The sequence below is a fragment of the Streptomyces sp. NPDC021080 genome, assembly GCF_044333225.1.
Taxonomy (GTDB): Bacteria; Actinomycetota; Actinomycetes; order Streptomycetales; family Streptomycetaceae; genus Streptomyces.
Window position 1 is genome coordinate 45783 of record NZ_JBIRQM010000013.1, and the last position, 24534, is coordinate 70316.

23 protein-coding genes are annotated in these 24534 nt (G+C 71.8%); 9 read left to right on the forward strand and 14 right to left on the reverse strand.

Annotated elements, in window-relative coordinates; all coding sequences use genetic code 11:
- Window positions 1-203: 203 nt before the first annotated feature.
- Entirely contained in the window at window positions 204-596 is a 393-nt protein-coding gene (locus ACH4S8_RS29370) for an ankyrin repeat domain-containing protein (RefSeq protein ID WP_398399268.1), read from the reverse strand.
- A 260-nt stretch (window positions 597-856) separates the two neighbouring features.
- Between ACH4S8_RS29370 and ACH4S8_RS29375 the strand changes: the two genes are divergently transcribed.
- Complete coding sequence (locus tag ACH4S8_RS29375; protein WP_398399270.1) at window positions 857-1051, forward strand: hypothetical protein; 195 nt, start codon at window positions 857-859, stop codon at window positions 1049-1051.
- A 39-nt stretch (window positions 1052-1090) separates the two neighbouring features.
- On the forward strand, window positions 1091-2671 hold the full coding sequence (locus tag ACH4S8_RS29380) for a hypothetical protein (RefSeq protein ID WP_398399272.1): 1581 nt from the start codon (window positions 1091-1093) through the stop codon (window positions 2669-2671).
- A 379-nt stretch (window positions 2672-3050) separates the two neighbouring features.
- Here the strand turns inward: ACH4S8_RS29380 and ACH4S8_RS29385 are convergent, their stop codons facing one another.
- Complete coding sequence (locus tag ACH4S8_RS29385; protein ID WP_398399274.1) at window positions 3051-4550, reverse strand: PLP-dependent aminotransferase family protein; 1500 nt, start codon at window positions 4548-4550, stop codon at window positions 3051-3053.
- A 100-nt stretch (window positions 4551-4650) separates the two neighbouring features.
- On the opposite strand from ACH4S8_RS29385, the gene ACH4S8_RS29390 reads away from it, so the two are divergent.
- The 4 genes from ACH4S8_RS29390 to ACH4S8_RS29405 all read left to right on the forward strand — a co-directional run bounded on the left by ACH4S8_RS29390 (window position 4651) and on the right by ACH4S8_RS29405 (window position 8128).
- Entirely contained in the window at window positions 4651-5337 is a 687-nt protein-coding gene (locus ACH4S8_RS29390; RefSeq protein WP_398399276.1) for a YitT family protein, read from the forward strand.
- Complete coding sequence (locus tag ACH4S8_RS29395; RefSeq protein ID WP_398399278.1) at window positions 5334-6101, forward strand: glycerophosphodiester phosphodiesterase; 768 nt, start codon at window positions 5334-5336, stop codon at window positions 6099-6101. The genes ACH4S8_RS29390 and ACH4S8_RS29395 overlap by 4 nt, the downstream gene beginning before the upstream one ends.
- A gap of 41 nt (window positions 6102-6142) precedes the next feature.
- Window positions 6143-7498 carry an MFS transporter gene (locus tag ACH4S8_RS29400; protein ID WP_398399280.1) on the forward strand — a complete coding sequence of 452 codons (1356 nt, stop codon included), beginning with the start codon at window positions 6143-6145 and terminating at the stop codon, window positions 7496-7498.
- 255 nt (window positions 7499-7753) lie between these two features.
- Window positions 7754-8128, forward strand: coding sequence for an RNA polymerase-binding protein RbpA (locus ACH4S8_RS29405; protein ID WP_003977404.1), 375 nt, complete (start codon window positions 7754-7756; stop codon window positions 8126-8128).
- A 204-nt stretch (window positions 8129-8332) separates the two neighbouring features.
- On the opposite strand, the gene fxsA is transcribed toward ACH4S8_RS29405, so the two are convergent.
- The 4 genes from fxsA to ACH4S8_RS29425 all read right to left on the reverse strand — a co-directional run bounded on the left by fxsA (window position 8333) and on the right by ACH4S8_RS29425 (window position 12636).
- A complete protein-coding gene (fxsA, locus tag ACH4S8_RS29410; protein WP_398399282.1) occupies window positions 8333-8899 on the reverse strand; it encodes an FxsA family membrane protein in 567 nt (188 codons plus the stop codon).
- A gap of 170 nt (window positions 8900-9069) precedes the next feature.
- Window positions 9070-9864 carry a polyprenol monophosphomannose synthase gene (locus ACH4S8_RS29415; RefSeq protein WP_398399284.1) on the reverse strand — a complete coding sequence of 265 codons (795 nt, stop codon included), beginning with the start codon at window positions 9862-9864 and terminating at the stop codon, window positions 9070-9072.
- Window positions 9865-10414: 550 nt separating this feature from the next.
- A complete protein-coding gene (locus tag ACH4S8_RS29420; protein WP_398399286.1) occupies window positions 10415-12031 on the reverse strand; it encodes an amidohydrolase in 1617 nt (538 codons plus the stop codon).
- A gap of 164 nt (window positions 12032-12195) precedes the next feature.
- Window positions 12196-12636, reverse strand: a complete 441-nt coding sequence (locus ACH4S8_RS29425; protein ID WP_037621061.1) for an Lrp/AsnC family transcriptional regulator — start codon at window positions 12634-12636, stop codon at window positions 12196-12198.
- A 268-nt stretch (window positions 12637-12904) separates the two neighbouring features.
- Here ACH4S8_RS29425 and ACH4S8_RS29430 point away from each other — a divergent pair, with 268 nt between their 5' ends.
- Window positions 12905-13339, forward strand: a complete 435-nt coding sequence (locus ACH4S8_RS29430) for a hypothetical protein (protein WP_398399288.1) — start codon at window positions 12905-12907, stop codon at window positions 13337-13339.
- A gap of 13 nt (window positions 13340-13352) precedes the next feature.
- On the opposite strand, the gene ACH4S8_RS29435 is transcribed toward ACH4S8_RS29430, so the two are convergent.
- Entirely contained in the window at window positions 13353-14465 is a 1113-nt protein-coding gene (locus ACH4S8_RS29435; protein WP_398399290.1) for a phosphotransferase family protein, read from the reverse strand.
- 13 nt (window positions 14466-14478) lie between these two features.
- The gene (locus tag ACH4S8_RS29440; protein WP_398399292.1) at window positions 14479-15591 is read right to left on the reverse strand and encodes a hypothetical protein; all 1113 of its coding nucleotides are present in this window, start codon (window positions 15589-15591) and stop codon (window positions 14479-14481) included.
- Window positions 15592-16147: 556 nt separating this feature from the next.
- On the opposite strand from ACH4S8_RS29440, the gene ACH4S8_RS29445 reads away from it, so the two are divergent.
- Window positions 16148-16549, forward strand: a complete 402-nt coding sequence (locus ACH4S8_RS29445; protein WP_398399294.1) for a hypothetical protein — start codon at window positions 16148-16150, stop codon at window positions 16547-16549.
- Here ACH4S8_RS29445 and ACH4S8_RS29450 read toward each other — a convergent pair.
- The 6 genes from ACH4S8_RS29450 to ACH4S8_RS29475 form a co-directional block, all read right to left on the reverse strand.
- Complete coding sequence (locus tag ACH4S8_RS29450) at window positions 16512-17684, reverse strand: acyl-CoA dehydrogenase family protein (RefSeq protein WP_398399296.1); 1173 nt, start codon at window positions 17682-17684, stop codon at window positions 16512-16514. The genes ACH4S8_RS29445 and ACH4S8_RS29450 overlap by 38 nt on opposite strands.
- A 275-nt stretch (window positions 17685-17959) precedes the next feature.
- Window positions 17960-18619 (reverse strand): TetR/AcrR family transcriptional regulator, encoded by a 660-nt coding sequence (locus ACH4S8_RS29455; protein ID WP_398399298.1) that lies wholly within the window; start codon window positions 18617-18619, stop codon window positions 17960-17962.
- A 134-nt stretch (window positions 18620-18753) separates the two neighbouring features.
- Window positions 18754-18900 carry an SCO1431 family membrane protein gene (locus tag ACH4S8_RS29460; protein ID WP_398399300.1) on the reverse strand — a complete coding sequence of 49 codons (147 nt, stop codon included), beginning with the start codon at window positions 18898-18900 and terminating at the stop codon, window positions 18754-18756.
- A gap of 234 nt (window positions 18901-19134) precedes the next feature.
- A complete protein-coding gene (locus tag ACH4S8_RS29465) occupies window positions 19135-20487 on the reverse strand; it encodes a peptidase C39 family protein (RefSeq protein ID WP_398399302.1) in 1353 nt (450 codons plus the stop codon).
- A 190-nt stretch (window positions 20488-20677) separates the two neighbouring features.
- Entirely contained in the window at window positions 20678-22219 is a 1542-nt protein-coding gene (locus tag ACH4S8_RS29470; protein WP_398399304.1) for an amino acid permease, read from the reverse strand.
- Window positions 22220-22269: 50 nt separating this feature from the next.
- Complete coding sequence (locus ACH4S8_RS29475) at window positions 22270-23226, reverse strand: hypothetical protein (RefSeq protein WP_398399306.1); 957 nt, start codon at window positions 23224-23226, stop codon at window positions 22270-22272.
- A gap of 232 nt (window positions 23227-23458) precedes the next feature.
- On the opposite strand from ACH4S8_RS29475, the gene ACH4S8_RS29480 reads away from it, so the two are divergent.
- Window positions 23459-24112, forward strand: coding sequence for a uridine kinase (locus ACH4S8_RS29480; protein ID WP_398399308.1), 654 nt, complete (start codon window positions 23459-23461; stop codon window positions 24110-24112).
- Window positions 24113-24534: the final 422 nt, after the last annotated feature.

Genomic DNA, 24534 nt, shown 5'->3' on the forward strand with positions numbered 1-24534 from the left:
TAGACCATCTTCCTCTGCCTCTCGTCGGTGGCCCATGCGGGCCGCGTCACGGCCCGCGCGGTGCGGCAACTCCTGCCCAGCCATCGCGTCCGTGAATCACGTCGTCATGATGACCCGGCCGTTCTTCCTGCCGCGACCGTATTTCCGGCGGCCCCGTTCCGCCTCCCTTTTTTCCTGCGTTTCGCCTGGTCAGAGCGTTCGATTCATGACGTGCCGAACAATTCGAGCAGGTCCGTCTTGGCGAACATGCGCGCCGTGTCGACGGCCGAGGGGGTGCCCGCGGCCGGATCGGCACCGGCGGTCAGAAGGACCCGGATGACGGCCTCCTCGCCCTTGAAGACGGCCCCGGCGAGGGGGGTCTGGCCCCGGTCGTTCACCCGGTCGGCCTCGGCGCCGCGCTCCAGCAGGGCGCGGACCGCCCCGGCGTGACCGTGGTAGGCGGCGAGCATCACGAGCGAGTCGCCGCGGTCGTTGGTGAGGTCGGCCGGAACACCCGCGTCGACATACGCCACGAGCGTCTCCGTCTCACCTCGCCGCGCCAGATCGAAGATCTTGGTCGCGAGCTCCACGACCTCGGGGTCGGGGGCTTCGCTCATCTGCCGGACCGCCTCTCACTGCAACCGTTCGGGTGAATCGACAGGGTACTGGCTCCGGCGGCACATGAGGGGCATCCTCCGCGGCAAAGATCACAAAGTGCACATCGAGCGCAACGGAGCAGCTCAGGCGGCGCAAGACAGATCAACCCCACGGGTGAAATCAGCCATTTTTCACCCTGTTGCACCTTTTATCGTATGGATACATGCTGTGATCCTGGGACAACTCATGGTGACCGTCCCCACGAACCAGGAGAGCTCAAATGATTCTGTCCATGTCAGGCGTCGTCCTTCTCGGCATCATCGTCTTCCTCTTCTTCAAGAAGGACGGGCTGAAGGGGTCGCACGCCTTTGTGGCCGCACTCTTCGGCTTCTACCTCGCGAGCACGGCCATCGCGCCCAGCATCAAGGCCGGCGGGGAGAGCCTGGCGGGCCTCCTCGGCGGGATCAAGTTCTGACGACGTCCCCCACCTCGTACGCACCTTCAGGAGACAGCAGTGGCTCGGCGCCCTCTCCCCCGCATCCTCAGCAACGGCACCGCACACATCGCCAAGAGCCGGGAGCTGGCCCGGACGGCAGCCGACAGCGCCACCGACGTCCTCCACCCACTGATCACGGTCACCCGTGGACTGCGCCGGCTGGCAGCCGCCGGACGGCGCAAGTGGGCCGCCACTCCCAAGGACCGGCGCGGACCACTGCTGTTCCTGGTGGCCTCGGTCGTCCTGATCGTGGCCCTGGTGCCGTACGGACCGCTGCTGGCCGTCATCAGCCTGATGGCGGCGGCGGCCTGGGCCGGTCGCGAGCGCACCCCACCGCCCGCGACCGGCCCGGACGAGGCACAGACCGCACGCCTCCAGTCCCTCTACGAGGCACTCGTCCCGCACTTCTCCGCGGCCGAGGACCCCGCTCCCCTGTACGCCCACGGCGGCGACTGGGAGAAGGCCTTCGCCTCGTACGACTTCGACGACGACGGACGGATCTCCCGTCTGCTCGTCCACTACCCGGCGTACTTCACGGACGGCGAACCGGACTCCCGCGCGCGCATCGAGCAGCTCCTGCACGCCAAGTCGGGCCGCGGCCGCGAGTACCACTTCGACTGGGACGAGGAGGGCAACGAACTCACCGTCACGGTCCTGCCGCCCCTGCCCACCGACATCGCCGCCCAGCGCTTCGTCACCGCGCCCGGCGAGACGGTCCTCGGATTCACCGATCCCGCCGACGTCCAGCGCACGCTCCCGCTCACCCACGGCGAGGAGCGGCGCGACGTGCCGCCGGTCGTCTGGCGCACGGGTCCCCGGTCCACCGAGCCGCACCTGCTGATCACCGGCGAACCGGGCACCGGCACGACCACCCTGCTGCGCTCCATCGCCCTGCAGTCCCTCCAGTACGGCGATGTCGTCGTCGTCGACGGCGGGGGCACCGGCGAGTACGCGTGTCTGACCGGGCGGGAGGGCGTCCTGGCCGTCGAGTGCTCGACGGGCGGGGCACTGGCCAGTCTGGAGTGGGCGGCGCACGAGACGGAGCGGCGGCTGATCGCCGCGAACCGTGCCCGCCAGGCGGGGCACCCCGCCCCCGACGACATCAGGAACCCGCTGTGGATCCTGCTGGACCGGCCGAGCGCGCTCGGCCATCTGGCCGCCGCCGACGGACGCAGGGATCCCCTGTCGCTCCTCCAGATCCCGCTGCGGCACGGCCGTGCCGCGGGCGTCACGGTCGTGATCGCCGAACACTTCGAGAACCTCGACTTCATCGGCGACGCGGTACGGCAGCACACCCGCGCGCGCGTGGTGCTCGGCACCGCCTCGGCCGCCCAGCTGGAAGCGGTCCTCGGCGCTCCCCCGCACACCACCCCGACCCAGGACGTGCCGCCCGGCCGCGGCTACGCGCGCCTCGGCGCCGGGCCCGTCCTGCGCCTCCAGGTCCCGGCCACGCCGGACCCCTACGACGACGACACGAGCGAGGCCGAGCGCCGGGCGGTGCTCGACCTGCTGCCGGAGCTGACGACACCGGCGGACGCGGCGCAGCCGCCGCCCACCGAGGTCGCGGGGGTCGCCGGGGTCGCGGTGGTGGAGGGATAGCCGGAGGGCGGACGCGGCCTCCGAGGCCGGCGCACGGATACCGGACGGGCCGGAACCCCGGCGGGTCCCGGCCCGTCCGACGTCCCGGCGGATACCGGCCCGTCCGACGTGCCGACAGCCGGGCTCGGCCGGCGTACCGGCAAGCGGGCCCTTCCGGCGCGCCGGCAACCGGGTCCCTCCGGCGCGCCGGCAACCGGCCTCATGGCAACCGGGCCCGCCCGGCACACCGACAAGCAGGCCCGCCCGGCACACCGGCAACCGGGCCCGTCCGGCGCGTCGGCAGCCGAGTTCGTCCTGCCTACCCGTAGCCGAGCCCGCCCGGCGTGCCGGCAGCCGTTCTCCTGCTCTCCCGGCGTTCGTTCCCGGGGCTCCCGTACGGTTACGCCACGAACGTCCGGGGCCCGTCGTCCCCTCCGCTCACACCGGTCTCCACCAGCCGGGCGGCCGCGGCCAGCCGTGCCGCCGCCTCGTCCGCGACCGCGCCGCCCACGGTGAACGGGAGCCGGACGTATCCCTCGAAGGCGCCGTCCACCCCGAACCGCGGCCCCGAGGGCACCCGTACGCCCACGCGTTCGCCGACCTCGGCCAGCCGCGACCCGGACAGACCCCCGGTGCGCACCCACAGGGTCAGACCGCCGCGCGGCACGGAGAACTCCCACCGGGGCAGCTCCCTGCGGACGGCCGCGACGAGGGCGTCACGGTTCTCCCTGGCCTGACCGCGCCGGATGTCCACGGCCTCCTCCCAGCCCCCCGTGCTGAGCAGCCAGTTCACCGCGAGCTGCTCCAGCACGGGCGTGCCGAGGTCGGCGTAGGCGCGCGCGGCGACGAGGCTGCGGATGACGTCGGGGGCGGCCCGCACCCAGCCGATCCGCATGCCCGCCCAGAAGGCCTTGCTCGCCGAACCCACGGTGATCACGGTCGAACCGGCCGGGTCGAAGCCGCACACGGGGCGCGGCATCTCCAGCCCCTCGTCCAGATGCAGCTCGCTCATCGTCTCGTCGACGACGAGGACGGTGCCGGCCGAGCGGGCCGCGTCGACGAGCCCGCGCCGCTGAGCCTCGTCGGCGAGCGCGCCGGTGGGGTTGTGGAAGTCGGCGACGACGTACGCGAGCCGGGGCGCGGCGTCGCGCAGGACCTGGCGCCAGCGGTCCATGTCCCAGCCGGCCAGCCCCTCGGCCATCGCCACGGGCACCAGCCGGGCGCCGGCCTCCCGCATCAGCTGGAGGATGTTGGCGTAGGAGGGGGACTCGACGGCGATGCGCTCGCCGCGGCCCGCGAAGAGATGGCAGATCGCGTCGATCGCGCCCATCGCCCCGGTGGTCACCATGATCTGCTCGGGCATGGTCGGGATTCCCCGTGCCGTGTACCGCTCGGCGAGCATGGCGCGCAGCGCGGGAAGGCCCGCGGGGTAGTCGCCGTGCGTGTGCGCGTACGGCGGCAGCTCCTCCAGGGCGCCCTGGACGGCGCGGGTCAGCCACGGCTCCGGCGCGGGCAGTGCCGCGCAGCCGAGGTCGATCATCGAACCGAGGGTCTCGGGAGGCAGCGGCTCCAGACCGCGTGCGGGCAGCGGATTCCCCGCGGGGACCGCGGTCCAGCTGCCGGCTCCGCGACGCGACTCCAGGAAGCCCTCCGCGCGCAGCGCCTCGTAGGCCGCGGCGACGGTCGTACGGCTGACCGACAGGGCGAGGGCCAGTTCCCGTTCGGCGGGCAGCCGGGCCGCGACCGGCACCCGTCCTTCGAGCACGAGCAGCCGCACGCCGTCGGCGAGGGCGCGATAGGCGGGCGGGCGCCGGGTGCCCGGTCCGGCGGGCCGCTCCTGCTGGGAGTTGAGGAGCCGGGCCAGCTGCGCGGCCCCCACCGCCGAAGTCCACTGCGCCATGATTCCAGTCCACCTTCCCCGAATTGGCCATGGTTGAAGCCACTTCCCACGCCACAGAGTGTCACGAGCCAGGCCACTACCACCACCGAGGGGGCATTCCTTGTCCACACGCTCCGAGTCCGTACCCGCCGGGGCCCCCGGGTCCGGGCGGCTCCCCCGCCGCCTCGTCCAGCTCTACGCCGGGCTCGCCCTGTACGGCGCGAGCGCGGCGCTCCTCGTGGAGTCGGGTCTCGGCCTCGAGCCGTGGGGCGTACTGCACCAGGGCCTCGCCGAGCTGACCGGTCTGACGATCGGCGTGGTGTCGATCGTCGTGGGCGCCGCGGTGCTGCTCCTGTGGATCCCGCTGCGCCAGAGGCCGGGCCTCGGCACCGTCTCGAACGTGTTCGTGGTCGGCCTCGCCATGGACGGCACGCTCGCGCTGGTCCCGGACGTCCACTCCCTGGCCCTCCGGGTTCCGATGCTGGTGGCGGGCGTCGCGCTGAACGGCGTGGCCACGGGTCTGTACATCTCGGCCAGCTTCGGCCCCGGCCCCCGCGACGGTCTGATGACGGGACTGCACCGGCGTACGGGCCGCTCGGTGCGGCTGGTGCGCACGGTCCTCGAAGTGGCCGTCGTCGCGACCGGCTTCGCGCTCGGCGGCACGGTCGGAGTCGGCACGGTGCTCTACGCCGTGGCCATCGGCCCCCTGGCCCAGCTCTTCCTGCGGGTGTTCGCCGCCCGTCCGGCACCGGTCGGCAGCGCCGTTGTCGCCCCTGGTCAACCCGAGCGCGCCATACTGCCCGGGTGAGCACCCGCACTCTGCACCCCTACCTCGACCACCCCGGCCCGATCCCCTTCGCGCACCGCGGCGGGTCTGCGGACGGCCTGGAGAACACCCTGACGCAGTTCCGGCGGGCGGTGGACGCCGGGTACCGCTACATCGAGACCGACGTGCACGCCACGGCGGACGGCAGGCTGGTCGCCTTCCACGACACGACCCTCGACCGGGTGACCGACGGCGCGGGCAGGATCGCGGACCTCCCCTGGGACGACGTGCGCCAGGCGCGCGTGGCGGGCAAGGAGCCGGTCCCCCTCTTCGAGGAACTGCTCGAGGAGTTCCCCGAGGTCCGCTGGAACATCGACGTCAAGGCGGAACCCGCCCTCCTCCCGCTGCTCGACCTGATCGGCCGCACCGACGCCTGGGACCGGATCTGTGTCGGTTCGTTCTCCGAGGCCCGCGTGACCCGTGCCCAGCATCTGGCCGGGCCGCGCCTCGCGACCTCGTTCGGCACCAGGGGGGTGCTCAACCTGCGGCTGCGCTCCTGGGGCGTGCCGGCCGCGGTGCGCCGCTCCGCGGTCGCGGCCCAGGTTCCCGAGACCCAGTCGGGGGTGCCGGTGGTCGACCGCCGCTTCGTGCGGGCCGCCCACGCGCGCGGCCTCCAGGTGCACGTGTGGACCGTAAACGAATCGGAACGCATGCACCGGCTCCTGGACCTGGGAGTCGATGGCATCATGACCGATCACATCGACACACTGCGCAAGGTCCTGGAAGACCGGGGCACCTGGTTCTGAGCCTCCTCGCGCGGTCCGTTCACGGGGAAGCGAGGGCACGGGTGAGCACGGACACCGTGCGGGCGGGGGCGGCCGACGAGGCCGCGGAGCGCCGGCGAGAACAGCGCGGCTGGTACTTCTACGACTGGGCCTGCTCCGTCTATTCGACGAGCGTGCTCACCGTGTTCCTCGGCCCCTATCTGACGGCGGTGGCCAAGCACGCGGCGGACGCGGACGGGTTCGTCCATCCGCTGGGGGTACCGCTCCGCGCCGGTTCCTTCTTCGCGTACGCGGTCTCCGCCTCGGTCATCCTGTCGATCGTCGTGATGCCGATGGCGGGCGCCGCCGCCGACCGCACCGGCCGCAAGAAACCGCTGCTCGCGGCGGCGGCCTACCTGGGCGCCGCGGCCACCACCGGCATGTTCTTCCTGGACGGCGACCGCTATCTGCTGGGCGGGCTGCTGCTGATCGTCGCGAACGCCTCGCTGGCGGTGTCGATGGTCCTGTACAACTCCTACCTCCCGCAGATCGCCCCGCCCGAGGAGCGCGACGCCGTCTCCTCCCGGGGCTGGGCCTTCGGGTACGCGGCGGGCTCGCTGGTCCTGGTGGCGAACCTGGTCCTGTTCACGGCCCATGACAGTTTCGGCGTCTCCGAGTCGACGGCCGTGCGCATCTGTCTGGCCTCGGCAGGTGTCTGGTGGGGCGCCTTCACCCTCGTACCGCTGAAGCGGCTGCGCGACCGCCGGGTGCCGTCCGCCTCCGCCGGACAGGCGTCCGCGCACGGATGGCGGCAGCTGGCCGCCACGGTGCGCGACATGCGCCGCCAGCCCCTCACGCTGTCCTTCCTGCTCGCCTATCTCATCTACAACGACGGCATCCAGACCGTCATCTCGCAGGCCTCGGTCTACGGCTCCGAGGAACTGGGCCTCAGCCAGTCGACCCTGATCACGGCCGTACTCCTGGTGCAGGTGCTCGCGGTCGGGGGCGCACTGGGCATGGGCCGGCTGGCCCGTACGTACGGCGCCAAACGCACCATCCTCGGCTCGCTCGTCGCCTGGACGCTCACCCTCGCCGCCGGGTACTTCCTGCCCGCCGGCGCGCCCGTGTGGTTCTTCTTCCTGGCCTCGTGCATCGGGCTGGTCCTCGGCGGCAGCCAGGCGCTGTCGCGCTCGCTGTTCTCGCACCTCGTGCCGAGCGGCAAGGAGGCCGAGTACTTCTCCGCGTACGAGATGAGCGACCGCGGGATGAGCTGGCTCGGACCGCTGCTGTTCGGGCTGACCTACCAGCTGACGGGAAGTTACCGGGACGCGATCATCTCGCTCGTGGCCTTCTTCGTCATCGGGTTCGTCCTGCTCGCACGGGTTCCGGTGCGCCAGGCGGTGCGGGACGCGGGCAATCCCGTACCCGAGATGATTTAGCGTCCGGGGCCAAAGAGCGGTAGTGTACGCGTTTGGCCTGCCTGGCGTACCGTTACTGCGCGTCAATGATACTGAAGCGTTGGGTGACATCTGATGCCAGATGTGACAAACCGGGCGACGGTGGGTACAACAAGGGGCGGCTACGACGGCGACGCATGACCCACAACGGGAATCTTTACCGCCGACCGGACGTTGACCGGATGACGACGACAGCGACACCTGTCCTGTGGGCGACAAGCCCGGGAGGCACGATTCATGAGTGAGCGAGCTCTTCGCGGCACACGCCTCGTAGTGACCAGCTATGAGACGGACCGCGGCATCGACCTGGCTCCGCGCCAGGCCGTGGAGTACGCATGCGAGAAGGGGCACCGGTTTGAGATGCCCTTCTCGGTGGAGGCCGAAATTCCGCCGGAGTGGGAGTGCAAGGTCTGCGGGGCCCAGGCACTTCTCGTCGACGGCGACGGCCCTGAGGAGAAGAAGGCGAAGCCCGCGCGCACGCACTGGGACATGCTGATGGAGCGGCGCACTCGCGAGGAGCTCGAAGAGGTCCTCGAGGAGCGTCTGGCCGTTCTTCGCTCCGGCGCGATGAACATCGCGGTACATCCGCGGGACAGCCGAAAGTCCGCCTGACCCCTCAGAGGGTCGAGCGGCATACACCGCACGCCGAGACCGCGGGCACCGTACGTCAGGTACGGGGCCCGCGGTCTCGTGCGTTGCGGTGAATGAACGCGGTACCGGTCATGCGGTACCGGCAATGCGGCTCCGGGGAACGCGGCTCCGCCGGGGTCCCCGGGCCGTGTCACGGCCCGGGGACCCCGGCGGAGTGAGTGACCGTCAGCGGTTCAGCGGCGGATAGTGGCCGCCGGACTCGCTCGGGGTCTCGTCCCTGATGACCTCGCCCTGGACCACCTTGCCGTCGGGGCGGTGGATACGGGCCTGCTGGAAGGCGTCGCCGACGGAACCGGGCGCGGCCAGCCGCATCTTGCGCTCGAAGGCACCCTGCGCGTAGCGGCTGACACCCTTCTGGACCGGCGGGACCAGCAGAAGCAGACCGATCGCGTCGGAGATCAGCCCCGGGATCATCAGGAGCAGACCACCGAGCATCGTCAGGCCGTTGCCCCGGCCGCCCTCGCCCGGGGACGTCACACCGCCCTGCGCCTGCTGGAGCGTCTGGCTCAGATTCCGGAAGGCACGGCGGCCGGCCCGCTTGATGACCACGGAGCCGAGAACGAACCCCGCGACCAGCAGCAGGAACACCGTGAAGCCGCTGGTGGCATGCGCGACGAGCGTCAGCAGCCAGATCTCCAGCACCAGCCACACCGCGACACCGAGCGGCAGGAAGGTGCGCAGCCGCGAGCGCCGCGGACGGGAGGGACTGGGGGTCGGAACGCCTGTCGTCATGCTCCCAGTGTGCCTGGGCCCGCCTCAATACGGGATAAGCGGATGCTCAATCCGCGTCGGCGGCCGGCCCCACCGTGAGGACACCGCGCGCGGAGCCCCCGGCTGCGACGCGGCCCACCGGCCCGTCCTGTCGCCGGGAGAGCCGGTGGGCCCGTGCGGTGCCAGAACGGTCAGGACTGCTTGCGGCGGGCCGTGATGCGCCCGACCCGCTCGCTCACGCCCCAGGTGGTGACGCGCCACAGCGCCTCCACCAGGATGTCGCGGCTCATCTTGGAGTCGCCCAGCTCGCGTTCGACGAAGGTGATCGGGACCTCGACGACGTGATAGCCGGCCTTCACGGCGCGGCGGGCCAGGTCGACCTGGAAGCAGTAGCCCTGGGAGGCGACCTCGGCGAGGCCGAGGCCTTCGAGGGTCTCGCGGCGGAAGGCGCGGTAGCCGCCGGTGACGTCCCGGATCGGTACGTCGAGCAGGACACGGGAGTAGAGGCTGCCGCCGCGCGAGATGAACTCGCGGGACTTGGGCCAGTTCACCACGCGGCCGCCCGGCACCCAGCGCGAGCCGAGCACGAGGTCGGCTCCCTTGAGCGCGGTCAGCAGGCGGGGAAGTTCCTCCGGCTGGTGCGAGCCGTCGGCGTCCATCTCGATGAGGACGCCGTAGCCGTGCTCCAGGCCCCAGCGGAACCCCGCGAGGTAGGCGGCACCGAGCCCTTCCTTGCCCTTGCGGTGCAGGACCTGGACGTTCTCGTCGTCGGCGGCGAGCTCGTCGGCCAGCTTGCCCGTGCCGTCGGGGCTGTTGTCGTCCGCCACCAGAACGTGCGCCTCGGGCACGGCGGATCGCACCCGGCCGACGATCTTCTTGATGTTCTCCGCCTCGTTATAGGTCGGAATGATCACCAAGGCCGTGCCGAGCGGACCGAACCGCCTCCCCTGGGCTTCCGCCGCGAGGGTCCCGTCGCCGTCGTTCACTGCTGCCCCTTCGTGTCCCGTACGCAGAGCACCACCATAGTGCGCCCAGCCTGCGCTCCTGCGTCGCGGCAGCCCTGTTGGGGTGTCGATTCGCCAAGAGACGGGTAAGAGCGGTCCCACCAAAACGGACATCACGTCCTGCGGCGTCCTGCGGATCGGGGCCCGGCGCCCTTCGGGCCGACCTGGGGCCCGCTGGCTGCGGGTCGACCGAAAGCCGTTGTCTACTGAACGTCCGGGCCCCACCCGGGTCGCACCTGCCGACGTGTCGGAACGTTCCCTCGCCCCGCGGCGCCGACGCTGGGCCTGGCTCCCAGTGGCGATGCGCCGGTGCGGCGCACCACCCCTGACCCAGCGGCGCCACGAGGCCGTACGGAGTTCCCCGGCCGGCCGTCCGGTGGTGGACGGGCCCGAACCTACCCGCCCCCTGCGGCCAGCTGTCAACACTGGCTTGATCTGCACCTTTACCGAAAAAGCCCAGGTCAGAGACGCAGACACGCGGGCCGAACGACGGCGTGCCGGGCCTTGGAAGCGCGCCCGGCACCCCGGGACATCACTCGTTGGGCCGTACGAATACCGTCCGTCCGCCGACCACGGTGCGCAGACAGACGGGCAGGTCGGCGCCGGGGGTCAGATCGGGCAGTCCGGGAGTGCCGGAGCGGGGGTCGGTGGACCAGCGCGCGACCCGGTCGTCGGGGGCCTGCACGACGAGGTGGCCGGTGCGCCACACGGCGTAGTCCGCGGGCGCTCCGGGCACCAGGATGCCCGCGTCGTCCCGTCCGACGGCCCGCCAGCCGCCCCGGGTGTGGGCCGTGAACGCGGCCCGCACGGACACCCGGTGCCCGGGCGTGCGGTGGAAGGCCGCCGCGCGCACGGTGCCCCACGGGTCGAGCGGGGTCACGGGGCTGTCGGAGCCGAAGGCCAGCGGCACCCCGGCCCGCAGCAGGGCCGCGAACGGGTTGAGCGACCGGGCCCGGTCGGCTCCGAGCCGCTGGGCGTACATGCCGTCCTCGCCGCCCCACAGCGCGTCGAAGGCGGGCTGTACGGAGGCGGTGAGGCCGAGTTCGGCGAAGCCGGCGACGGTTTCCGGGGTGAGCATCTCGGCGTGCTCGACGCGGTGCCGGGCGGCGCGCACGCGGGCCAGGCCGACCTTCTCCGCGGCGGTGCGGACGCCGTCGACCACGGAGGCCACCGCGGCGTCCCCGATGGCGTGGAAGCCCGCCTGGAGGCCCGCCTCGGTGCAGGCCACCACGTGGGCGGCGACGGCGTCCGCGTCGAGGTGGGCGATCCCCGTGTGGTCCGCGTCGAGGTACGGCTCGTGCAGGCAGGCGGTGTGGGAGCCGAGGGAGCCGTCGACGAACAGGTCGCCGGCCGCGCCGACGGCGCCCAGGGCCCGCGCCTTCTCGACATCGCGGTCGGCCCAGTAGCCGACGACCCTCGGTCCGGGTTCCTCGGCGGCGAGCCGCAGCAGTCCGGTGAAGTCGTCCTCGGAGGAGATCTCGGGGCCCGCGCACTCGTGCACGGTGCCGATGCCGAGCGAGGCGGCGTGGGCGAGCGCGGCACGCTGGGCCTCGGTGCGCTGCCCGGCGCCGACCGCGCCGAGAGCCGCGGCGCGCACCGCGTGGTGGGCGTCACGGGTCAGGGGGCCGTCGGGCGCGTACCCGGCGAGCTCCGTGACGCCGGGGACCAGGTCCAGCAGGGCGCTGGTGGCCACGGCGGAGTGCACGTCGATGCGGGAGAGGTAGAGCGGGCGTCCGCCGGTCGCGGCGTCGAGCTCGGCGCGGGCCGGGGGGCGACCACCGGGCCAGCGGGCCGCGTCCCAGCCGTGGCCGAGCAGCACCCGGTCGGCCGGACGGGCGGCGGCGAACTCGCGTACGAGGGCGAGGGCGGCTTCCAGGGACGGCGCGTCGGACAGGTCGAGGCCGGTGAGCGCGAGGCCGGTGGCGGTGGTGTGCACGTGCGCGTCGGTGAAGGCCGGGGTGACCAGGGCGCCTTCGAGGTCCACGACCTCGTCGACCCCGGCCGCGAAGGCGTCGGCGGCGCCTTCGGAGCCGACCCAGGCGACGTGACCCCGTTCCACGACCATGGCGGTCGCGAAGGGGTCGGCGGGGCTGTGGACTTCTCCACCGCGCAGCAGCACGGTGTCCGACGGGGCGGTGCTCTCACTCATGGGGACAGTCTCGCGCCTGCCGGCGGCCGGCCGGCGCCCGGGTGGGGCCGGCCGGCGTGGCGGCCGGGTCCGCGCCCGTCCGGTCCCGCGGGGGCGCACCGTCCGGACCCGCGGGAACGCACCTCCGCGCCCGGCGGGTCCCAGGTCTCCCGGCGGCGCGATCCTCAGATGCGGGGCGGGCGGGATTCGTACGGTGTCGACAGGACGACCGTGGTGCGTGTCGACACGCCCGCGAGCGCCCGCAACCGCCCGAGGAGTTCCTCGAGTTCGTGCGGGGTCGATACCCGTACCTTGAGGATGTAGTTCTCGTCGCCCGCGACGCTGTGGCAGGCCTCGATCTCGGGGACGCCCGCGAGGCGTTCGGCGATGTCGTCGGGCGCGCTGGGGTCGAACGGTTTCACCGAGATGAAGGCGGTCAGGGGCAGCCCGACGGCCTCCGGGTCCACGACCGCGGCATAGCCCCGGATCACGCCGCGCTGCTCGAGACGGCGCACCCGCTGGTGCACGGCGGACGTGGACAGGCCCGTGGCCTTGCCCAGGTCGGTGTAACTCATCCGCCCGTCTGCGACGAGCAGCTGCACGATCTGTCGGTCCAGCTCCTCCATGACGCAAGAACCTACAGGGCCGTTGATCCCCGGGATACCTCAGCGGTGCAGGTCATACCCGCTTTGTGATGTGGTCCGGTCCGATGGAACGCGACGGCCGGCCGTCGCGTTCCATCGGACCGGGCACCTGCGGGCGGCATGTGACGAAGGACACATGAATGCAACCGGGTCCGCGAAGTTCGCGTGATTACCGCGGAGACGGGGCGGGAAGTGCTTGCTGTGGTCGAGGTCGCAGCGCCTTGTCGGCCCACCCGAGGGGGAGAATCCCATGCAGAGTCTGAAGCGCCCTGGTCGTACCGCACCCAAGCGGCAGCAGGCCGTTCTCGAGCCCGAGCCGGAGGGTGTCGAATCCGACGCCCTGGACGGCGACGAGTTCGACGCGTACGACACGTTCGAGATGTACCGGGTCATCTGCCCGGCCTGCGCGCAGCCCATCGCGCTGCTCGCGGACGAGGAGGTCCTGCCGGAGCACGCCCTGTGCGCCTCCCCGTGGAACCCGTTCGGGCTCACCGTCTGTTCGGGCACGGGCCGCGCGGCCGCCGAGGCACGCTCCGCGGACGACTCCGCGGAACCCCAGCAGCAGGACACCGCCCTCCTGTTGACGCTCCCCCAGGGCCTGAACTGGCGTACGCAGCCGTTCTCCCACGTGGGCGGGCCGGGCTCGGTCCCCATGCGGGTCTCCGACATGCGGCGCGCGGCCTGACCGCTCGGCACGTTCAGCGGGTGTCGCCCGCTTCGTCCCAGTAGCTGCCCTGCACCATGGCCCGCAGGCTGCCGTGGTGCAGGATCAGTGTGTCCGGGTCCGGGGGGACGCTCACCTCGCCGAAGTACGCCTGGCGGTAGGCGATGCGCAGCATGACGATCGCGTGCCGCAGGGCGGCGTACAGCGTGTAGAAGTCCATGTCGCGGGGCGTGTGGCCGGTGAGGGCGGCGTAGCGGGCCTCGACGCGGTCGCGGCGCAGGAAGCCGGGCAGCCCGCGCTGCCCGAACCCGACGGTCAGGTCCTGGAAGAAGCGGTGCAGGTACACGGTCCAGCCGAGGTCGACCTCGCGCGGGGCCGGTGCCGCCATCTCCCAGTCGAGTACGGCGACGGGGTCGAAGCCGTCGTAGACGACGTTCCCGATGCGCGCGTCGCCCCAGTTCAGCACCGCCTCGCCCTCGTGGCGCGGCCACAGCTCCTCCAGCCGGTCGAAGGCGCTCTCGATGAGCGGTGAGGGCGACAGTCCCTCGATCACCCACGCGTAGTAGGCGCGTTGGGAGGTGACATGGCGGCGCAGCGGGCTGCCGTCTCCGGGCAGCGCGAGGAAGTCCGCCCGCTTCAGGGGGACCTGGTCGTGGAGCCGGGCGAGGAGCCCGATCGAGGCCGCCTCCAGGTGCTCGCGTTCGGCATCGCCCGCCGCGTGCAGCCAATTGCCTTCGTACGTATAGGGCATGACGTCGGGCGGTACGCGCCCGGCGACGCGTTCCATCACGAAGAACGGCGCCCCGAGCGGCCCGGGGTCCTCCTCCAGCCATGTCACGCGCGGCACCGGGAGGTCGCTGCACTCGTGGACCAGGCGCATCGTGCGGTACTGCCCGGCCATGTCGTAGACCGGGAACACGGTGTACGCCGCCGGGTCCGCCGCCAGTCTCAACGCACAGGCGCGCAGGGGTGGTTCGGGGTGCTCGATGTCGAAGAGCAGGGTCTCGCTGGACAGGCCGTTGGACGCGGGGACGCCCACGTTCACCGCCCGGGCGCCCGGAAGGCGGGTGCCGAGCCAGGCGGTCAGCCTCTGCGCGAGTTCCTCGGGATCACGGGTGGTCGTGCGCGGTCGGGGCGCTGCGGCCATGTCCTCACTCCTCTCAGGGCGCGACCGAGTCGAACCCGGTGAAGCCGCTCGGGTCGTGGCGGCCGAACGAGCCGTGCTCGAAGATCCCGTACCCGACCTGCCCGTCGAGGGTGAAGCGAGCCGCGTGGTCGGTCACCCCGTAGCGGGCGAGGGGATGTGCGGCCGGGTCGGAGAGGTCGTAGACGCGGTGGTCCCTCCAGCCCCGGCCGCGCCAGGTGCCGTGCTGCCAGTCGTCGGCCGGCGGATACCCCGCGCCGATCGCGAGCGGGGACGAGGCCAGCACCTCCACCCCCAGTTCCAGCGGCTTGCGGTCCACGGAGCGGGTCAGACGGATGACGGCCGAGGTGGGGTGCCGGGTACCGGAGCGGTAGGTGATGTCGGCCTGGGGCCAGCCGAGCTGGAGGTCCCGCTCGCCGTCGCGCACGAGGGTCGCGTCGCCCAGGGTGCGGTACCCGTCGGCGTCCTCCTGGACGACGACCATCAGGAAGCGGTCCTCGAAGCGCACCGGGCACCAGATCCAGTGGAATCCCTCGGTCGGCGCCTCGGCGGCGAGTCTGCCGCCCTCCTCCCCCGGAAGGGGGCGCACCCCCCAGCTCCGGTCCCGGGTGCCGGTCCACTCCCCCGGGTCCACGGGTATCTCCTCGCCCCCGACGCGGATGACGCCCTCGACGGCGCCCGCCTGCACGAAGCGCCGGCCCTCCAGGGTGAGCCTGCCGCCGCGCCGCTGGACGTGGTGGGGCTCCCACAGGGCCGGGAAGTCGGCGGTCCAGGTGATGTCGTACGCCAGGGAGGCGTCGTCGCTGCGCAGCCGCAGCCGGCGCAGCGGCTCCTCGACGGTGATCTCCAGGGGCCCCACGGCCAGGTTCATCCGGTCGTCGCCGAGCGCGTCGGACGCCCGGACGGCGTGCAGCGCGTCGCCGAGGCGCAGCGTGGCGTACGCGTCGATCACACCCACGTTCGGATAGACGCCGAGGCCGAGGATCAGCAGGGCGCGGCCCCGGTGGTCGAGGACATGGAAGATACAGCGGTCGTAGGCGTTGCGGTCGCCGCTCGCGACATGCCTCATGGACAGCGGGACCTGGTGCACGGGGTACTCGTCGAGGGGGACGGGGCGTTCGTCGATCACGTCAAGCCTCCGGTTCCGCACGGCAGTTGACGTCGCCCGGAGAGGCACGGCCCCCGGCGGCGGAATTGACGGTACGTCAGATGGATGCGGGGGACCAGACAGCACGCGCCTCCGCGGGCCTCACGGGCTCCCGTCACGCTTGCCCGGCGGCTCCCGTCACGCTCACCCCGCAAGCCGTCGCGCCTGCCTCGCGGGCCGTCACGCCCGTCCCGCGCATCCCGTCACGCCTCCCCGCGGCTTCCGTCACGCTTGCCCCGCGGCCCGTCACGCTTGCCCTCGCGGGCCGTCACACCTGTCCCGCGCACCCCGTCACACCTCTCCCGCGGCTTCCGTCACACCTGCCTCACAGGCCCGTCATGCCTGCCTCGCAGGCCCCGTCACACCTGCCCGGCGGGCCGTCACGCCTCCCCCGCGCGCCCCGTCACGCTCGCCCCGCGGGTCCGGTCGCGCTCACCCCGTGGGCCCCGTCACGCGGACCTCCCAGGGGTCCCGTCGCGAACACACGCCCGACGGCGCGGGCCGGTGACCTGTCGGCCCGCCCGCACGTTGCCCCGGTATGAGCCCCACACCTTCCGCGACCGGGCGCAGGCGCCGGATCCTCGTACCGGCTCCGGTGCAGTCGGTTCACTGGGTACCGCCGCCACCGCCGGCCCCGCCGGCTCAGGATCCGCCCATCTACCGCGCCCTGATGCGCGCCTGGGCCGATCGCGGCCGCACGCTGCCGGGGCGCCACGACCCCGAGTGGGTGCGCCTGGCGGCACCGTCGGGGCTGTACGGGTACGGGCAGTTCGGTGCGTTCACGGAGCCGCGCGGGGAGGAACGCTTCACCCCGGGCCGGGAGCCGCACGACGACGCCCGCTTCGGAGCGTCCCGGGATCCGCGGAACGAGTTCGGCATGGGCGCGGACCCGCACGACGGCCTCAGCTCGCCTCGGGACCCACGAGGTGCCGCGCGATGACCATGCGCTGGATCTGATTGGTGCCCTCGACGATCTGCAGCACCTTCGCCTCGCGCAGGTAGCGCTCGGCCGGGAAGTCGGCGGTGTACCCGTACCCGCCCAGGACCTGGACGGCGTCCGTGGTGACCTTCATCGTCCCGTCCGTGCACAGCAGTTTCGCCATGGCCGCCTGCCTGGAGAAGGGCCGGCCGGCGTCACGCAGCCGGGCGGCGGTCAGGCAGAGGGCACGGCCGGCCTCGATCCGGGTGGCCATGTCCGCGAGCAGGAACCGAAGGCCCTGGAAGTCCGCGATCCTCCTCCCGAACTGGCGGCGCACGGTGGCGTACGCGACGGCCTCGTCCAGCGCGGCCTGGGCCAGACCGGTCGCGCAGGCCGCGATGCCGAGCCGCCCGGAGTCGAGCGCCGACAGGGCGATCGCGAAACCCTGGCCCTCGTCGCCGAGGCGACGGCCGTCGGCGACCCGCACCCCGTCGAAATGGACCTGCGCGGTCGGGGAACCCTTCATCCCCATCTTCCGCTCGGGCGACGAAGCCCGCAGACCGTCGGCGTCGCCGGGCACCAGGAAGGCCGTGATGCCGCGCCTGCCCTCGCCGCCGGTGCGCGCGAACACCGTGTAGAAGTCGGCCACGCCGCCGTGCGTGATCCACGCCTTGGTGCCGGTGAGGACCCAGTGGTCCCCCTGCCGCACCGCCTTCGTCCGCAGGGCGGCGGCGTCGGACCCCGAGGAGGGCTCGGAGAGGCAGTACGCGCCGAGCAGGCCGCCGCCGAGCATCGCGGGCAGGTACGCGGCCCGCTGCTCCTCGGTCCCGTGGTGCGCGAGCGCGTGGCAGGCCAGGGTGTGGACGCTGACGCCGAGCCCCACCGTGAGGCGTGCCATGGCGAGCTCCTCCAGGACCTGGAGGTACACCTCGTACGGCTGGCCGCCGCCACCGTGGGCGGGATCGTACGGCAGTCCGAGCAGTCCGGACTCCGAGAGCAGCCCGAAGAGTTCGCGCGGAAAGCGGCCGGCGTCCTCCTCCTCGGCCGCGTTCGGGGCGATCTCGCGCCGCGCCATGTCACGGACGAGCGCGATCAGGTCCCGGGCCTCGTCCGTGGGCAGCTGACGGTCCACCGGCTGCGGTGCGTGATCGGGCACGGCGACGCTCCTGACGGGTCGGTCACGCCGACGGACCCGCACCCGGGGGCACGGCCGCCGGCTCTCACCTGGCCCCGCCGATGCTCCCGGTCCGGATCACGGAACCCGGCGAACAGCGGCCGTGGCGCCGGGAGTACGCCCGAACGGAGGCACACCGCCGGCGAACGACGACCGTTCGCCGGCGGAACACACCCGGCGGATCACGGCCGCCCGCCGAGGGGACCGGGAATTGGTCCGAACCATTGACAAGGTGGTCTAGTCCTCATAGGGTTCCGTCAGTTGTCCCGCCGGGCGTCGGGCGGGGCGGCATAGGAGGGGTCGAGTTCCTCGACGGCGCGCATCGCACCCCCCAGCATCTTCACCAGCAGTTCGCGCATCGTCTCGCGCGGCAGCACCGGATGGCCGATCCAGTCGAGGGTGGCCCCCTCGACGCCGTGCAGCCAGCCCAGCAGGGCGATGCGCGGCAGCGGTCCGACCCTGCCCCGACCGTACGCCCCTTCGGCGATCGTCGAGACGATCGCCTCGCGCACGCCCTCGCGTATCGCCTGCACTTCGGTGTCGAAGCCGACACCGCCCGTGATGATCGTGCGGTAGGCGGCCTGATTGTGCTCGGCGTAGCGGAGATAACCGTCGATCGTGCGCTGGACCCGCTCCACCGGGGGGAGCTCCACCCCGTCGGCGGCCCGGGAGACCAGATCCGCGACCGAGTCCTCGACGATGGCGAGGTAGTAGCCGCGCTTGGACTTGAAGTAGTAGTAGATCAACCCCTTGGCGACATGCGCCTGCCGTGCGATGTCATCCATCGACAGTGCGTCGTACGACGTGTCGGCGAACAACTTCCGTCCGATGGCGATGAGTTCGGCGCGGCGCGCCAGCGAACGGTCGGTGCCCCGCGCCCGGGGGCGGTCGATCTCGTACTGTTGACTATTATTCAATTCCGGCCCTGGTCTCCAACTGCCGACGGAACATGCGCAGTATGGCAGAACCGTGGCGACCGTCATCCGGGGACGATCGGCCCGTGCTCGCCCCGGTACGGGCCGCGCGCCGCGGGGCCTGGCGGCGCGGCGGCTCAGACCAGTCCGAGCCGGGTCACCAGGATCGCCACGACCACCACGAGGATCCAGCCCAGCACGTGTTCGAGGATCTTCGGACCGTTGTCCTCGGGGCCTCCGGTGCGGGTACGGAGACGAGGGGCGGTGACGGGGCTCGCGGTCATGGCATCTCGCTGACGTAGTGGTGCGGTGACGTCCCCCGCCTCCTGCCGGCTCCCCACCGACCCGACCACCTTGCCACCGGAGCCGCCGCCACCGGTAGAGACCCGGGTCACGTCCGCGACTCGACGGGCTTCGCGCCCGCCGGATTCCACCCGGCACGGCTCGTGTGTGTCTCGTCACACGGGCCCCGGGCGGCCGGGCGGCGGCTCCCGCGGACCGCGGGAGCCGCCCTCACGTCACCGGACGCCCACCGCCGCGAGCGCCTTGCGCTGCCGGGAGGAAGGATGCGCCGGGAAGTACAGGTAGCAGACCCCGCCGGTGCCGGAGACGACCTTCCCGGAGGCGTTGTAGCGCTTGGTCCGCAGCCAGATGTTCTCCCACTCGGAGCGCTTGTAGACCCTGCGCACCGCGTCGTCGCCGGGCGACGCCGGGTCATTGGCGATGACATCGCCGTCCGCGGTGAACCCTATGACCGTCATGAGGTGGCCCGAGGTGCCGTAACCCGCGCCCGTCAGCTCGGACTTGAGGAACGACTGGGACGTTATGGCCGGGATGCCCGCGGCGATCAGCGTCTCCAGGTCGGTGAGCGAGCCGAGCCGGGTCACCACGCCCTGGAGATCCTTGTACGTGGCCGCGTAGGCGGCGTTGAAGGGCCAGTTGCCGCATCCGGCGTACTGGTAGTCGTAGGTGGAGCGGGCCGCGAGGCACACCTGGGGGTCGGCGTACGCCGGGTCGACCCAGGCGAGCTGTTCGGCGGTGGGCCTGCGCCCCCAGTACTCGATGATCATCTGCGAGGAGGTGGGGCTGCACCAGGCCTCGCCGCCGTTGTCGTACTCGGGGTACTGGCCGGCGTGGATCTCCTGCGAGTAGCGCGGCACGTTCAGCTCCTGGGCGAGGCCCGGGGCCGAGGCGGGGACGGTGAAGCGGTCCGGGATGTCGGAGCCCATCGCGCCGAGGCGCCACACGGTGGGCGTGATCCTGGCCCCCGGGGTGCGGTAGAGCGTCAGGCGCAGCCGGTAGGAGACGAGGCGCAGGCCGGAGGCGGCGTCGTCGATGGAGAAGGTGTCCGTCCAGATCGTGCTGCGGCCGTCGGTCTGGTCGTCCACGGAGGTGCGCCGGATGTCCTGGTCGCCGGAGGCCCAGCGGCCCATCACGTACCAGGGGGTGTCCGTGCCGTCCGAGTAGGTGCCGGTCAGTTCGACCTGGAGCCAGGTGCCGGCCGGGGTGTGCGCGTTCCAGGAGGCGATGGCCTCCGTGGCGGGGACCGAGAGCCGGTGGACCGGCGAGGTCCAGGTGGCGTACTCCCAGGTGGCGGTCCTGCCGGTGTGCGGGTCGGTGTAGTCCGTCCGGCCGGCCGGGGCGGCGATCACCAGACCGGGCCGGACGCCCTGCACGGCCCGCGTACCCGCCGCGCTGCCCGCGCGCCAGTCGCTGTACGAGGTCCAGGCGCGGTTGTCGACGAGACCTCCGGGCGCTCTGGTCCGGCGGGCCGGAGCGGCGGCGGCCGAGGGGCCCGCGGCCCCCACCGCCGCCGCGGCGACCGCGGCGGCCAGGACGATTCTGCGGGACGGCTGTTCGGCTCTGCTCATGGGTGGAGAACCCCCAGGGTGTCCGGAACGGGCGGGCCCAATGCTCTGTCGTGCGCCAACTATGGACGCCGGGAGGCGACTTCTGCCAGCACTTCGGCCCGTGCCGCGCCCACCAATATTGGTCGGGACCACTGGCATGACCTGGGACGCCCCGGCCCCGGCGGGTGCCGGGGCCGGGGCGGACGGGTGATCAGACGAGGTCCATGGCCGCGACCTCGTCGGGGCGGCCGTAGCTGACGGGACCCTGGAAGCGGCGGCGCGCCGTGGCGAACCACCACACCGTCGCGACGATCAGCACCACGGCCAGGGCGATCGAGGCGTAGTTGAAGTTGTCCCCGGTGATCGGCGAGACCTGGGGCAGCATGAAGAGCACGCTGCTGGCGAGGATCCAGGTCACGGCCACCCAGCCGATGGGCTTGCTCCAGCGGCCGAGGTTCCACGGTCCGGGCTGGAAGTCGTCGCCGAGCCGCAGCCGCAGGAAGACCGGCACGGCGTAGGCGAGGAACAGTCCGACGACGTTGACGCTGACGATGGCCGTGAAGGCGGTGTGCGACCACCAGCCGGGCAGGACGAGGGCCAGCGAGCAGGCGACCGCCAGCCAGACCGCCTTGACGGGGGTCCGGGTGCGCGGCGAGACGGAGTGCCACCAGCGCGAGCCCGGCATCGCGCCGTCCCGGGAGAAGGCGAAGATCTGCCGGGTGTTGCTGGTCAGGTTGGCCAGCCCGCAGAAGAGCATGGACCCGATCACGATGAGCAGGATGAACTTAGCCATGCCCATGCCAAGTCCGTCGATGAGAATCTGCACGGGCGGCGCCGAGGAGGCGGCGACCCGGTCATAATCATGAATGCTGTACACAAGGGCAAGCATCAGGATGAGCCCGGTGATCGCCGAATAGCCGATCGAACGGGTGATCCCCTTCGGTGCGTTGACCGTGGCCCGCACCGTTTCCTCGGACATGTGGAAGCTGCCGTCGAAGCCCGTGAAGGTCCAGCTGGTGACCAGCAGGCCGAGCATCCCTCCGTAAATCCCGTTCGTGAAACCGGTGTTGTTCGCGAAATGCGTGACGAACGAGGCCGACTGGTGATCGTCGGGCATCACGGTGAGTGTGCCCACGATCACGACGAGCCCGATCAGCAGCCACCACACGGAGATCCGGTTGAGCACGGCGACGAGCTGGACGGTGTAGGTATTGGCCAAACCCTGGAGCACGATGATCAGCGCCGTGATGAGGACCGTCTGCTGAGCGGTCGGCTCGTACGAGTGCCACTGCAGTGCGACGAACGCTTGGATGAAGGTGGCGGCCGCGTATCCGGTGGCGGCCGTACCCCCCACCTGACCCACGAAATTCAGCCACCCGGTGTACCAGGACCAGGCACCCTTGTGCCGCTTGGCGAGCTTTCCGGCGGAGAAATAGAGCGCCCCGCTGGTCGGATAGGCGGAGGCGACTTCCGCCATCGCGGCACCGATGAAGAGCACCATCACGGAGACGCCGATCCAGCCGAACACGAGAATGCGCGGGCCGCCGGCGTTCATTCCGAACCCGAAGGACGAGAAAATACCGGAAATGATGTTGATGATGGTGAAGGAGATCGCGAAATTGTCGAACGCCTGGAATCGACGGGTGAGCTTTCTCGGATATCCCATCGCGTGAAGCGTCGCGTCGTCGTCGAAGGCGACGGAATCCTTTCCGGCGCCCGTTCTCCGGCTTGGGGTCGATATTCGTTCTGACACGGCTGACCTTTCTCTCGGGGGTGGTTCGGGACGTCAGGGAGGGCCGGCGGTCAGCCGGCCCCCGGCACGGGCAGGCCGCAGGCGCGGCGGGCGCGGGAGAGCTGGTCCTCGGGTTCGCCGAACACGCTCCACGGCATGCGGCAGGCGTACGGCCCCATGGCCGTGAACACCGCGCGCGCCTCGAACTCGCGCTGCGCCATGAAGAGCGCGTGCGCCAGGTACGCCAGGTCGAGCACGGGCGTGAAGCGGTACCCGGCCACCTCCGGCAGCCAGTTCTGGTAGATCGCGAGCGCCGTGGAACGCCACTGCGGCTGCTCCCAGGTGCGGTCGACCAGCAGCTGCGTGGGGTTGTAGCTCTCCACCAGGGCCACCAGCGGCAGCAGCCGCAGCGGCGAGGAGACGGGGGCGCGCTGGCTCAGGAAGGCGGCGACGTCCCAGGCGGCGTTCACGGAACCGCCGTAGCGCGTGAAGAAGAACGCCAGGAACCGGTGATGGCCCTCACGGTTCCAGGGGTCGAGGCGCAGGACGTGCGAGAACAGGCGCCAGGGGCCGGGAGGCTGGGTCAGCAGCCCCTGCGGGGCAGGGTCGCGCAGGTCGTGCAGCCGGGCCATGGACAGCCGGGCGACCCAGGGCGTGGGATCGGCCCGGTCCATCAGCGCGGCCCGGTCGCAGGCGCTCAGCGCTATGCGTTCCAGCGCCTCGGCCCGGTCGTCCTTGGCGTCGGCCGCGCGCAGTGCCCGCAGGACGGCCACACGGGCCCACATCAGGGCGGACTCGGGTGTCTGCTCCTCGGCCAGCCAGCGTTCGGCGAGGTCGGAGTCGGCGGCCTCGGAAGCGAGGACCAGGGAGCGATGGGCCCGTAATCCGTAGTCGGAACGGGTCTCCTCCAGAGCTTCGTGGGCGTTCAGATAGCGGCCCGCTCTGACATCTGTGCAGACGCTCGCGAGTCTGCGGTCGTCGGCCGCAGGATGCCACACGTACTGCCCCTCGAATAAACCCGCGGCCATCTTCCCCTGTCCATCCCCGTACGACACTTCGCCGTTCCGCACCAGGAACCCTACTCAGCATCTCCGAGTACCGGAACGCCCCATCCGAAATACCTGGTTCCACAGGGCCGTGAATTTTTCGGAGCAGGTCCCCGAGTTCTTGAGGATTGTTCAATGAATGGTTCAATGCGACACCATCCTGAACCCATGGATCCACTGTGAACGGCACCTCGATAGAATGTTCCCCAGGACTATGCCCACCCCACGCCTCACCCCGGGAAACCCCATTCACGACCTCGCCTCGCGGCTGCGCCTGCTGCCGCCCTCCTGCGGGCCCGTCCGCCTGATCGGCGTGGACGGCCACGCCGGCTCCGGGAAGACCACGTTCGCCGGGTCACTGGCGGCGGCCCTGGGCGGCGCACCCGTACTGCACCTCGACGACATCGCCACCCACGAGGAGCTCTTCGACTGGACCGGGCGCCTGCTGAACCGGGTGATCGAGCCGTTCGGACGCGGCGAGAGTGCGCGGTACGCCCCGTACGACTGGACCGCCCGGGAGTTCGGACCGGTCCGTGAGCTTCCGGCCGCGCCCGTGGTGCTCCTGGAGGGCGTCGGCGCCGGACGCCGTGCGCTGCGCCCGTGGCTCGCGCGGCTCCTGTGGATGGAGCTGCCGCACGAGCAGGCCTGGGAGCGGGGGCGGCGACGGGACGGCCGGGCGCAGAGCGACTTCTGGGACGGATGGGTCCGCGCCGAGCTCCGGCATTTCGCCGAGGACCCCACGCGCCCCTTCGTGGACCATGTGGTGCGGCAGTGTCCTGAGGGGTACGAGGTGCTGCCAGGGCCTGCTGGGACGTCTGGACCGGACCAGTTCATCACTGACCGTGATGGACCATCCGCAGCGTGCTGAAGTTGTGAAGACCCACTCCGGGGAAGTTGCCTCAGTGCCCCAACTCTGCTTGACCAGGGGGCCGTACAGGTCTTACGTTCTGAAGCAGCGGCCCTTCGGGAGCCGCCCGCAGTCGCGAAGCCCCCGGTTGTTCCCCCGTGATCGGGGGCTTCGTTCTGCCCACACCCCCTCTTTCCGGACGCCCCGCGGCGTGATGCGATCACCCTGGGTCACCGTCCGCGGCGTGCGCCATCCGCTCCCACCTCGTGGAACGGGCTGTGCGGCACCCTTCGGCAGGCCCGTCGTCCGCGGGTACCATGCCTCTCGGTGCGACCTTCGGACGGCTGCTCTGCCGCACCGCTTCAACTCCCGTCCGTGGCACAGTCGTTCGACCAGAGCTGCCGACGGGCACCGGCCCGGCGGCAAGGGGATGTCCCGCATCG